This is a genomic window from uncultured Coprobacter sp., assembly GCF_947855755.1.
Lineage (GTDB): Bacteria > Bacteroidota > Bacteroidia > Bacteroidales > Coprobacteraceae > Coprobacter.
Genome location: NZ_CANUAR010000001.1, coordinates 211,737 through 224,856 on the forward strand (window position 1 = coordinate 211,737; position 13,120 = coordinate 224,856).

General features: G+C 39.6%; 5 protein-coding genes. All 5 read right to left on the bottom strand.

Annotation, left to right across the window (positions count from 1 at the left end):
• Positions 1–21 precede the first annotated feature (21 nt).
• The 5 genes from Q0093_RS00830 to Q0093_RS00850 all read right to left on the bottom strand — a co-directional run bounded on the left by Q0093_RS00830 (position 22) and on the right by Q0093_RS00850 (position 13,088).
• On the bottom strand, positions 22–3,510 hold the full coding sequence (locus Q0093_RS00830; RefSeq protein ID WP_297928089.1) for a discoidin domain-containing protein: 3,489 nt from the start codon (positions 3,508–3,510) through the stop codon (positions 22–24).
• Positions 3,511–3,533: 23 nt separating this feature from the next.
• Positions 3,534–6,437, bottom strand: a complete 2,904-nt coding sequence (locus tag Q0093_RS00835; protein ID WP_297928091.1) for a glycoside hydrolase family 31 protein — start codon at positions 6,435–6,437, stop codon at positions 3,534–3,536.
• A 31-nt stretch (positions 6,438–6,468) separates the two neighbouring features.
• Entirely contained in the window at positions 6,469–7,503 is a 1,035-nt protein-coding gene (locus Q0093_RS00840) for a polysaccharide deacetylase family protein (RefSeq protein WP_297928093.1), read from the bottom strand.
• 211 nt (positions 7,504–7,714) lie between these two features.
• The gene (locus Q0093_RS00845) at positions 7,715–9,445 is read right to left on the bottom strand and encodes a family 43 glycosylhydrolase (protein WP_297928095.1); all 1,731 of its coding nucleotides are present in this window, start codon (positions 9,443–9,445) and stop codon (positions 7,715–7,717) included.
• Between the two features lie 109 nt (positions 9,446–9,554).
• Positions 9,555–13,088 (bottom strand): PA14 domain-containing protein, encoded by a 3,534-nt coding sequence (locus Q0093_RS00850; protein WP_297928097.1) that lies wholly within the window; start codon positions 13,086–13,088, stop codon positions 9,555–9,557.
• Positions 13,089–13,120 lie beyond the last annotated feature (32 nt).

The window sequence follows — 13,120 nt, forward strand, 5'->3', positions numbered from 1 at the left end:
AACCAATTCAACCCTTAACACCTAAAATTCTACAATTTCCATGTAATTGATATTCCAACCTTCTATACCTAAGACAGGACTCTCTCCTTGTAAATCTTTTGCTTTAAATTCAAGAATCACTTGCTTGGTCTCTCCCGGTAATAAAGAAAAATAATTGTCACTATAATAAACCGGCAGCACTCGTTCTTTCGATCTGCCACGTAAAACTTTCAAACGAGTCATCAATGCAATATTCTTTCCTGCATTTTTAATATCGGCCGTCAAAAATATCTTTCCTCCACTTTTTTCCCGATAGAGACTACATTGCAGGTCAGCCGGAAGCATATTCGACAAATCGGAATACTCTTGATACTCATTTCCCCGCCAGTAGAAATTATCGGCAATAATTTTATTTCCGTCTTTCAGTTCCAATTTTATAAAATGTACCGGAGAAAGTTCTTTCGAGTAAACGATAGACATGCAATCCGTAACAGTATCAGGACCGGAATCCAGTCGTACAGAGTCCCGGGATATCAAAGTGCCGTCCATATTATAAATACGCACTTCCGCAACCAAATTCTTATATCCTTGACGAGTATTATTCGCAACTTTGATTTTATCAAGCTGACTATCCCATAGAATATGCAACGGTTCTAAAGCTTTTTTACAGCCATAATAACCGGCAGTCTGCTCAAGATAATAATCGTAAGTCTGCCATACCGTACTCGGCCATGCAGACTGGCTCATCCACATCAATATACCGTTACTCTGAGCACCGGCAAAAGATTCGAACATAGCTTTATGATTCTCCATATTGACCATCTGAGCCTTCTTACAAAAATCTTGCAAATCAGAGGCCTTGCCATAACGGTTCACCGCATTCATAAAACCGGATGCACCTTGCGCCGAATGAATACAAAAATCATGGAGTCCCCAAACATCATTCACCGGCCAATATTTATCTTCCGGTAACATCTTCTTCATGCTTTCTATTGAGGGGACATTGGGCATTCCCATCTCTGAGTGAAGTTTCCTATGCGTTCTTATTTTAAAATAATGTTTCGGATTCTGAACGCTGTAAGGTCCAAATCCGGAAACCGTACCGGCTGCAGAATGAGGTATATACAAACGTGTTCCATCTAATAAAGAAGTCTGTTCTCGCAACGCCTTATTTAATGTTTCCGGAGGATTACCCTCGTTTCGTCCACAATACAAAGCTATTGAAGGATGATTTCTAAAATGTTTTATTTTATCGACAGCATTTTTCATAAACATCTTTTCATCGTTCGGATTAGGTCCGTCTCCCGGATTAGCTAACCAGAAATCATCCCAAATCATAACTCCGTACTTATCGCAAGCCCGATAAAAATCTTCATCTCCGGTCATCCCCACCCAATTACGAATCATATTGAAATTTTCTTCCTTATGTAAACGCACCCGGACATCGTATCCTTCTTTATCCAATCGAAGCATAGACTCGCTGAGTCCCCAATTGCCCCCTCTGAAAAATATACGAGTACCGTTTACATACGTTTTCAAGACACCATCACTATCATCATAACTCATTTCCCGTATTCCGAAAGGTATAGTTTTCTTATCGGATACACCTCCGTTCGCCACAAAAGATAATTCGAGCGAGTACATATTCTGTTCACCATAACCGTTAGGCCACCACAAATCGGGATTTTCGATACATAACTGGGGCAAGGTATTTTTATCCAAGACCAAATCTTTATGTTCAAAAGCATTCAATGACACGCTCCGGCTAAAACGAATATTTCCCGGATTGATTATTCCCGTCAATTTTCCCTTACAAGGCTTGTCCGAATGATTTTGTAATTCGACTTTCAAAGTCAAATCGGCAGAGGACAAATCCGGCAAAGGCAAATCCGGTATAATAAAAGGATCGATCAAAGAGACATCGTCGGTAGCCGAAATAAATACGTCATCCTGTATTCCTATATTTCTACCCCGCATCGTCGGCAACCAATCCCAGCCCACACTGGCATGAATCGTCGGATTATCAGCTCCTAATACCCCTCCATTTTTTCCGGCACTATTCAAACTTTGTACAGTTATCTGTCCCGGAGTATCGTTCTTATGAATATATACCGCGACACACGCTTTTTCACCGGGAACGACATAAGGAGTTATATCGAACTTTCCACGAATAAAAGCACCTTCTATATCTCCGATACGATATCCGTTTACAAATACATCAGCTTTCCAATTGATTCCGTTAAAATTAAGCCAAACTCTTTTCCCTTTATACTTATCAGGAACAATAAAGATTGTACGATACCAAAAATCTGCAGTAAAAAAAGCATCCGATATTTGTAGTTGCTGATCCCCAAAATTAGGATCGGGAATAGCCCCTATATTCAAATAACTGGTCAACACCGTTCCGGGAACTGTAGCGATGATCCAATTCCGATCATCAAATACCGGATCAGAAACCTTAAGACCATCGGATTTCACCAAACTTGCACGCTGCACTTTCCAATTTCCTCCAGTCAAATAATAAGCCCCTTCTTTTCCCATATATGGAACAGCCATTTGTTTCGGGGTTACTCCTCCTGTTCCGTAAACTTCCATCTCTGCCAAAGAATAACGCTCCGAAATACCGTCCGTCATATATAATCGTACATATTTCGCAGTTGCCGTAGTCAGGTTTATTTCTTCTATTCCTCCTTTTCCCTCATTCGTTGAATACAGCGGACGCCAATTGCTTTTATCAGCAGAAAATTGGATTTGATATGACCGTGCAAATTCTTCTCCCCAAAACAACTTTACTTTATTGATCCGACAAATCGTCCCTAAATCGATATAAACCCACTGATCTCCCTTTCCTGCACTCTCCCATTTACTCGAAAAAACAGGCCGATCGATCCGACTGACATTTTTCTCGAACAAGTCTATCTCGGACAATTGCGTACGGTTATCTCCCCTATTATCCGTTATATCGAACCGATACATTTTATATGTATTCGTATTTTTTACTGTAAAAGAGAGGGACTCTTTCCGCCTGCTAAAACGAATATCGGAACGTGTATCCAATAAAATCCAGTTCTTACCGTCATTTGATCCCAAGAACGTCCAATTTTTCGGATCTCTATTCTCATCATCATTCGCAGATGTCAATACATAACGATCAATTACATAAGATGCCCCATTTGCAAACTCATACTGAATCCAACTTGCCGAATGGAACGTCAAATATTTTGAATCCGACGATCCGTCAAACAGATTTTCAGGAGATTCTCCGGATGGAAAATCAGAATATTGTACAGTAATTTTCGGATTTCCCTGAACATCCGTATTTCCATCAGTAATTAAATGAGCTGTATAATCAAAATTCGAACAAGACGAATGATAGGCAGCTCTATTCAGTGCTAAATTACGAATCTGCAAAGATTGGTCCGGAACGAATGATATAGGAGAAACTATATTCTGGCTCTGTATTGTTCCTTCTATACAGAAGAACAATATACCCAGATATTTCAAAAGTCCAGTGAAACATGAATTTTTCATTTTTCGAATCGCATGTAACTATTTCACAATTTAATATCGATTTTCTTTCCTGTATATTTAATGACTTTATCTGGAGAAACTTTTTCTACACCACCTCCTTTTCCGGACGAAACCAAAACAATACGAAACTCTCTTTCCTTCGACATGCCTTTATACGCACCCCGACGTTTTTCAATGGTCAACGTTCTCTCTTTTTCATTCCATACAAAAGGAATCAAACTATATTCTCCTCGCTCGCAATCAAATGTTTTCCCATCATCTTCATACAATTCGAACCGACCATTCGCACCTCGATATACACGTATTTCAACCGGAGCACTCGAATCGATATCCATCAATAATGACACGTTCATAGGAATAATCGATCCGGCCGGAACATATATAGGAATACGTTCTATCGGGGCATCTGCTACTATTGTTTGCCCTCCTTCGTAGCCCTCTCCCGACCAAAAATCGATCCAATTTTTTCCTGAAGGAAGATATACTTCACGTTTACGATCTCCTGCATTCAAAACCGGACAAATTAAAAGGGAAGGACCATACATAAACTGATCTTTGCAATCGAGAACTTTTTTATCTTCCGGAAAGTCGAAAGCCAACAACCGCATCGGTGTATAATGATTGCGAGTTGTCTGACCAGACAAGGTATAAATATAAGGGAACAAAGCATAACGCAAATTGATAAATTCCGTACAAATTTTCTGTGCTTCAGCTCCATACGCCCACAATTCATTCGGAACTTTCGTATTACCCGGATAACGTCTTCCATGTGCCCGAAATACAGGACAGAAAGTACCGTATTGAAACCAACGGGTAAACACCTCCCGATAGTTTTCATCAGCAGGGTCACCACCCGAGTAACCGCCAATATCGGTAGTCCAATAAGGAATCCCGCACGCTACAAAATTTAACCCCGCCGTTACTTGTTTACGCAACTCATCAAAAGTAGTGGGTATATCTCCCGACCAAACAGCCGTACCGACTTTTTGCTGGGAAGCCCATGCGCAACGTGTCAATATATAAGGCCGTTGATTCGGACGAGCTTTTAGTAACCCGTTATAAAACGTCGTAGCATGTACTAACGGATAAAGGTTACGAACTTTCAATGCCGGCCCGTCGTGAGTTACAGTCGGTAAAAAAGAGTTTACCTGGTCCGGTTCGCAACCATCTAAGAACCAACCGTCAATTCCCAAATCGACTAACGGCATTACCTGTTTCCAATAAATTTCGGCAGCTTTAGGGCTAAATGCGTCATAAATAATGCCATCCAGAGCTTTTGCTCCGTCAAGTAATAAACCGTCTCTATTAAACTCTTCATAATTAGGAATTCCGGGACGAAATGTCGGCCATATCGTAATTACGGCACGAGTATTATAATCTTTATGCAAAGAATTTAACATTCCCGGAACATCCGGAAAAAGATTCTCGTCAAATCGATGAGAACCCGTACCATATTTCTGCCAATAAAAATAATCGATAAAAATCGTGCTCATCGGGATATTTTCTTTATGCATCCGTTCTGCAATATCCATGACTTCTTTTTGCGTCGCATACTTATTCCGACTTTGATGATATCCCAAAGACCAATAAGGAACCATAGGAGCCTTGCCTGTCAACGAACGATAAGAAGCAATCAAATCATCTAACTTATCTCCTACGAAATAATAATAGCTGATAATATTTCCTATGTCAGATTGAAAACTCATCCCCGCTTCACTATCTTGAAAAATAGTTCGAGACGGATTATTCCATAATATTCCCCAACCTTTTGTCGAATAAATAACAGGGACAGCCGCTTGCGTATTGAATTGTACTAATTCTCTTCTTTTACCTCTCAGATTCAACGAATTATCTCTAAACTGCCCTAACCCGTAAAGAGCCTCATCCGGAGATAGACTGAAACGGCAAGCCACTTTCTCTTCATGACCGGTTTCAGATCGGCCACCATTCGGATATTCCTGAATCAATAATTTTCCTAAACGATCATATAAACGAATTTGCCCGGTAAGTTTTTCAACAGTAACAGAAAAACGATCTGTTTTCAATAAAATCCGGTCAGCATCTTCCTCTACCGAAAATTTCGCTCCAGCAGGTTCTTGAGAAACTGCATAATTTTTCTCCGACTCGATTGCTCTCAACGATCCTGAATGAACTGCAAGAGCCCCGAACTCATAAGGTTTCAACCGTAATATTCCGGACTTCGTATTTATCCATAAAGCCCCTTTTTCTTTCTTCCACGAAATAACCGGTTGCTTTCCCATACTTCTCAAATCATCATTCGATTTACGAGGAAAAACGACATCGGCAAACTGCTCTCCTGCAACGACTCGACTAAACTCTCCGACATTACCTTTTTCGCACAAAAATGTAACTCGGTCAAAAGAAAAATCTCCGGATAAAGTCATGGAAGCCCCTTCAACATCCGGGACTGACGCCAACGGAGGATTTATGAATAAATAAGCCTTGTTCTTTTCAACTCTTAAAATAAGTTGTACGGCATTTCCCATTTTTTCACGGCATTTTTCCGAACCGAAACAAATCGTTTTATCCTGACCGACAGCCCCTATAAATAACTTCTCTTGAGAGTTTCCCAATAAAGATAATCCGAAACGTCCGTTTCCGGCAATTTTACGAACCGAAAAACTTATCCATAAGGTTTTACAACTTCGATATTCATCAGACAATTCACGAGAAAGCTCTATATTATCGTTTTTCGCATCCAAAAACAGCCTGTTTTTAGAAATAGCGACACCTGTTACATCTAAACCGGGTTCTATAACTTTCACCTCAGAACGATTTCCTATCCAATCCGATTTCCAGCCCTGCTCCTTTTGTCCATACCCCAAAGAAGATGATACGAGACAAAATAATAAACAGAAAAACTTTAAATACTGAATTATAAACTTACTATTCTTTCCGGTCTTCATAATAATATAAAAAATGCTTATCGTTAATCAATTACTTTTTCCAATGTATTTTAACCGGAGAGCCTCCGGGCATAAAATCGATGCAAATTTTATCCGAAGCAATTGTTACAGGCAGTTTCTTTCCTTTCTGTGTAGCTTTAACAGATACCACACCTGTCATTTCTATAACTAACGTAAGAGGTTCGGTAAAAAGCTTTTTATCCAAAGTCATCTCCGTCTTACAAATCAAACCGTTCTTTCGGGGGATCACAGATAAACGAACATTTTCAGATTCTTTTACATAGCTGGCAACTTCGAGAAACGTACCGACCCATATTTGGTCTTCTTTAGATTTTACATAAGCCATGTGATTATCCAAAACGCCTGCCGATGGAAACGCATCAAACCCGTCAATAATGGCATGTATCATCGGTATGCCCCACTCTCCTTTTTTAATTAGTCCGTCGGCCCAGTTATTCATCCACTGAGTCGTCGTTCTATATCCCCAACCCGAACAACGAGTACGAGTATCTACACGATTTTCCATCGCAATCGTAAGGACTTGATCATTGAATGCATTATAAGGATAACAGAATGTTCGGGGCTTCTTCCCTATTTTCAACAGGATAAGGCTATCGGCTTTCTCTATCTCCGCACGAATCTCCTGTTCCGATTTCAGATGTACAAGATTCTTATGAGACCAACCGTGATTCGAGATCTCATGTCCGTTATCCGACATCTCTTTCAATCTCTTCCAAGTAATACCTCCCCATTTTTTTTTCGGACTCTCGAGTACTTCCTTTTCTGTTTCGGGAACTGTCGAAGGAATAACCCAAAAAGTCCCTCGAAAACCGTATTTTTCAAGCATAGGAGCAGCCAATATACTCTGATCCCTTAACGCATCGTCAAAAGTATAGCTGATAGCGCATGCCTTATCACCTTTAAAAGCAGCAATACGAACTTTCGGAATATCATCTACACCCTGCCCGTCAACCTTTTTATCAATCCGTTTTGCATCAACCGATTCCGGCAACAATATTGTCAAGAAAAATAAAGACAGAAGAAGAGAAAAATTTAAATTCTTCATGGCTTTAAATAATATATGTGTGTATTGTGATCAAATATTTAACAAAGAAAACCTTGTTCTATTAAATATTCAACCGTATTTGAATTAATTTCTTATTAAAATTTTTATATACATAATTTATAAAGAGCCTGCATAAATTTTTCAAAAAAATTTAGACAAGCTCTTAGAAAATTTTCACTTATATCAAATGTTCCTCAATAAAGGCTACTACTCACTCTACAGAAATAACTTTACTTATCTTGCCTTTTCCATTTTCATTGAACGGCTGTATCGTAAAATAATATCGAGAATCCCGATTAAAGAAACCGTATTCAGCCTCATTCCCATAAACCATGACGGCATTGTTCTGTATCTTCGGAGACGTTCCCCAACGGATCACATAACCGGTCGTATCCCCTTGTCCGTCCCAACTAAAACTGGCTCGACGACGGTCTTTTGCATTGCGGACGGCCTTGAATCCGGTAACTGCAGACGGGACTTTTCCCTTACCTGTCCCGAAAACTCGTAGTCCGGATAGTGAAAAAACACCGCCATCGAGATCCGCAGCATTCTTTATTCGAATATAACGGGCTGATACCGAACGCTCCAAAACAAGCAACTCATGTACGGCATCCCGCTCATTGTTCCTCCGGTCGCCTATCGTCTGCCAATTCTTTCCGTCACAAGAAGATTCCAAAATATAACGGTATACGGGTGCTGCATCTTTCCGCAATGTCTCGAAATCCTGATCGCTGATATTTACCTGAACGGCTTCGACCTGCATCGTCCGTCCCAAATCGATCTGAAACCATTCGCCCGATTTCCCGCTCTGAGACGCCCACCATGTCTTGATGTTTTCATCCACGGCATTTACCGCTTCATGTCCCGGTTGGAACGATGATGCCGAGACTTTTTTCTTATAAGATAGCAAATTCCACCCTACGGATAAATCATCTTTCTTGAAATTCATCCTTTTACCGGGTATCTGCATCGGATAATCGGAGAATACCGTATGACAGTACATGTGACCTTTGTCTCCGAAATAAACCGGAAACAATCCTAAACGACGTTCAAACCAATTTTTCACTGCTATTACCATCGTAGAAACATGCCAATAATTACCGTACTTATCCTGAAATGTATGTCCATGACCTGCTCCGGAAATAAACCCTCCGGGTTTGATCGAATAAGGATTATCCTCCATATAAGTAAAAGGTCCTAACGGATTTTCCGATACATATACCGCATCGGCATACGTTATGAATTGTGTTCCCGGAGTAGAATACTGCAAATAATACAACCCTTTATATTTGGTCATGGTAGCACCCTCATTATAGCCGTCCTTATTCATTTCATTCCGGTCTCCGTTCGATTCGATTCCATATTTTACTGAATTATGCAAAATCAAGTCTTTTACCTCACCAATCTCTTTGAAACCGTTTTCCGGATCTACCTGTACCCCCTGTATCGGTTTTTTATCATGACATCCCCAATAAAAGTAAACTTTGCCATCATCATCCTGAAAAATAGTAATATCGTCATGTCGATTTTTATTATTGACTTTTATCTCTTTCCAATCATCTTTCTCCGGATCGGATGTTTTAAAGAAACGGGTACATCCGGCCGTATAATATAACTCACCGCCCAATTCTATAACCATAGGAGCATAATCTTCTATAATCGGAATAGATTTACAAGGGATATAATTCCACTTCACCAGATCGGCCGAACTCCAATATCCTTCAGACTTGGAGGCAAACATATAATACTTGTCTTTATATAAGACAATAACCGGATCGGCAGCTTCTCTTCGACTCGGTTTCTCCGGACGAAACCGATAATTCAGATCTATAGGATTCGCAACAATACGATCTCGATCAAGGTGTTTCGCCATTGAATCAAAAGGAAACAAAAACAATACCGAACAAATACTTATCAACAATCTGCTTTTTATGTTTTTCATCTCTCTTAAGTTTTAAATTATACTACAAAAGAAAAGTCTCTTGATTAATTTAAGAGACTTTTATCTCTTAATTTTTCAACAAAAATATCTTTTTCGCCAAAGTTATAAGCTACTTAAAATAGGTCTCATTCATCGGTGTATCTGTAGCCCATTTCAAATAATTACATAAAATCTTTTTCGGGACATTCGCCGGTTTACTATCTAAACTCAAATTCGGTAACAAATCTAAAGAAGAGAAAACAATCTTTCCTTTTCCATAAGGCAATACCCCGACAGATGTCGTTATCTGATGAAAGGGTGATCCGACCAAAGATACGACGGGTTCTTCTCCTTGCATTTCATATAACCCGAAATGTTTCGGTCCATCATAAATTACTAAACGCTGATATTCCCAATTCATACCTCTGTTTACAGGCAATTCATTGAAAAAAGGATGTTCTCTTACCATAAAACTGCTACCCACCCAAGCTTTCGAAGGATGAAATACTTTATAACCGGGAACTGCTCCGACAGCTTTCAATTTAGCCATCCACGATTCAGCATTATCGACCAATATCAATTTAGTTCCATCATCCCGTACTCTCTTCAACAATACCGACATGTCCGGTTCTTGAATCTTTACCGGTAATTTCCATTTCAAAGCAAACTCCCAAGTTCCTCCGTCTTGATAAGCCTCGATCTTTAAAGGATATGATTTTCCGGCTACCAAATTACGTTTAAACGTCACAACTCTTTTAGGCCCGTTCCTAAAATTGTCGACAACCTGTTCTCCGTCGAACCAAAGATTCGCTCCATCATCATACGAAAGTTCAAATTCCGTTTCTCCGCTATATGGTGCTACAATATAACCTTCCCAACGAAGCGAAAATTTTGTATCGCCCAATATATCATATCCGGGAATGAGTTTACTGCCGACATTAAAATCTATCGGTGCGGCAGAAATACGACGGTCAACTTGCATATCAAAATTTTTACCTCGAAAATAATCCAGATTCAGTCCCATTGTTTTTCCGTCTTTCGCCTTGAAACAAAATGACGATATAGTATTAAACGCCGTACCTTGATCGATAGAACCCACCAAAATATAATCTAACTTTCCAAGAGACTCGTCATAAGCGATCACATTCGCTTTTTTCTGATCTTTCAAAAAATTAGTAAGTTCCATTCCACCGCCTATCACAGCACCATAACCGTTTATCTTATCAGATTTCCAGTCTACTGCAAAAATATTATCATAACCGAATGCGACTTTTTTACCCGACATATCTGATAATTCTGCATTTATTTTATAATAACCTATACCTTTACTTAATTTCACAGGAATTTTCGCTGCAGCCAAATCGCTGAACATATCACCGCCAGAGACTTTTACAGTACCGTCATACAATATGTCTGTATCCCCTTTCGGAGTGACAACCCAAGCTTTTATATTATAATCTCCCTCTGGAACAGCATGCTCATTAACAACAAACATATCGAACAGATTAGTATCTCCTACATGTCCGATTTTTTCCCGGACTTTCACAGCAACAAACGCAGGCTGAGCATAATGATTAATCAATTCAGGAGTACCCTTTATATTACGAAAAACATCAACAGCACCCGAAAAATTATCATTTTTCATATCTTCATACCCATTGAAAACATAAATATCCGCACCATCGGCGATTCGCACATTTTCAAGAAAACGTCCGTGTTCATAGTACATTATATCGCCCAGAGAAGTAATGAGTTTTGTTATCGAGGGATAATATTTCTCAAGTCCTTTATTTTTAATATAACTTCTATAAGAATTCAACCAATCTTTATAATCAGCACCATCCCATCCATTACGATTTCCATTTTTCTCTATTGCTGCAACAACTTTCTCTAACTGCGGAGGAGATGCTAACGCGGCCTCCTCTCCCCAAACAAAAATTTCAGATTCAGCCCGTTCATTCCGCAGGAAACTCTCAGGAGAACTATAAATAGCATCAACATAAACTCCAGCCGAATTCCCGGCATTATGCACATCACAATATCCGACAGTGCGTTGAGTCTGGTCATACGGGATCATGTGCAATTTTCGAGGCTCATCATTCCCGACATTCATAAATCCAGAACCGTATGTAACCAAACGAGTCGGATCCAACAAATGAGCATCCGCCATATCTTTCTTAGCTCTTTCATCGGGAATCCATCCCGGCTCGTTAATCATATTATACATGATTAAGGAAGGATGATTGCGATCTCTTTTCACCATTCTTAAAAAACGTTGCGAGTTTAATTGATTAGCAAGCAATCGATTTTTCATTTTACTCTGCTCACTTCCTTCTTTTACTCTCGAACTACTATATCCTCCGGGTTCTTCGTAATACAACATCCCCATTTCATCGGCCAAGTCAAGTACCTGCGTATTTCCCTGACAACGGTGAAAGTTCAACATATTCTGTCCCAATATAAATGCCGACTCTATATGTTTACGAGCCAGCTCCCGAGTCGGATACATCCCGTTAGTAGGCCAATATCCCCAACTAATAGAAGAAATAAGTAAAGTACGTTTACCATTAAAATAAAGTGTAGCATCCTTGCCGTACCCTTCCACACTCAAAAACCGAAACCCAAAACGCTGTTTATGCTGATCTATAACCGTACCTTTACTATCCTTAATCGTTGTTACGACATTATACAAATTCGAATTTTTCAACTCCCACAAACGAGCTTCGGGTACTGAGGCTGAAAAAGTAAGCTTTGTCGTTTCTCCGGTCTTTACATTCACTTTGCCCAAATTCTTTGTAAACAAAATATTCGGATCAGCTACCGGAGCATTACCTTTCCATGCTTCTACAATAGCGATATCTACATTTCCTTTCAATGTCCTGACCGCCTCATTGATAATTTCGACTTCTACATCGATATCCTTCAATGACGGTTTATTTTTAACAAACACATCCGATACATGTAAAGGTGACATAGAACGAAGTTCTACAATCCCTAAAATTCCGCCGAAACCATGAGATTGAGGGAACAGATAATCACCCCATTTGTCTCCGGTATAATCCCCCCAACTGAAATTGCCGGAAGGATCGGTTATCCGAACTGCCAATTCATTACTACCTCCGTAATTTACGACATCAGTCACATCGATCTCGAAAGGAGTCTGGTGTACCAATTCATAACCAACCAGCTTACGATTCACAAATACCTCTGCTCTTTGACGAATACCTTCTGAGAAAAATATCTTTATACGTTTTCCTTTCATCTCCCGAGAAACTGTAAAATCAGTTCCCCACCAACTGACACCTTTATAATCCCCAGTATTTCCTAAACCTTTATTATTCGAAAGAGCATCCCAATAGTATTCTTCTACTGTTCCGGGAACTTTGACTTTTAAAGACAAAGTCTTATTTTTAACAACTTCTTTTGCTTCCGATTCAGGGCGAAGCGACGAAAAAAGATTATCCCATCCACAAGTCGGTCCTGCAACAGTTATTTTTGAAATATCCGTCGGAGGCAAATACAACGAATCATTCTTCCATGAAGCATCTCGATCAAGCCATAATGCCCAACCGCTCTCTCCAATCTGAGACGAACTACGTTGCTGTGCTGTCACTCCCGATGTCATCAACAGGCACATTCCTAAAAAAAGTGTTTTTGTTTTCATGTGTATTACAAAATAAAAGTTTTCTAATTTCA

Coding starts and splice junctions, on each gene's coding strand:
- Q0093_RS00830 (WP_297928089.1), bottom strand. CDS start 3,510: ATGAAAAATTCATGTTTCACTGGACTTTTGAAATATCTGGGTATATTG.
- Q0093_RS00835 (WP_297928091.1), bottom strand. CDS start 6,437: ATGAAGACCGGAAAGAATAGTAAGTTTATAATTCAGTATTTAAAGTTT.
- Q0093_RS00840 (WP_297928093.1), bottom strand. CDS start 7,503: ATGAAGAATTTAAATTTTTCTCTTCTTCTGTCTTTATTTTTCTTGACA.
- Q0093_RS00845 (WP_297928095.1), bottom strand. CDS start 9,445: ATGAAAAACATAAAAAGCAGATTGTTGATAAGTATTTGTTCGGTATTG.
- Q0093_RS00850 (WP_297928097.1), bottom strand. CDS start 13,088: ATGAAAACAAAAACACTTTTTTTAGGAATGTGCCTGTTGATGACATCG.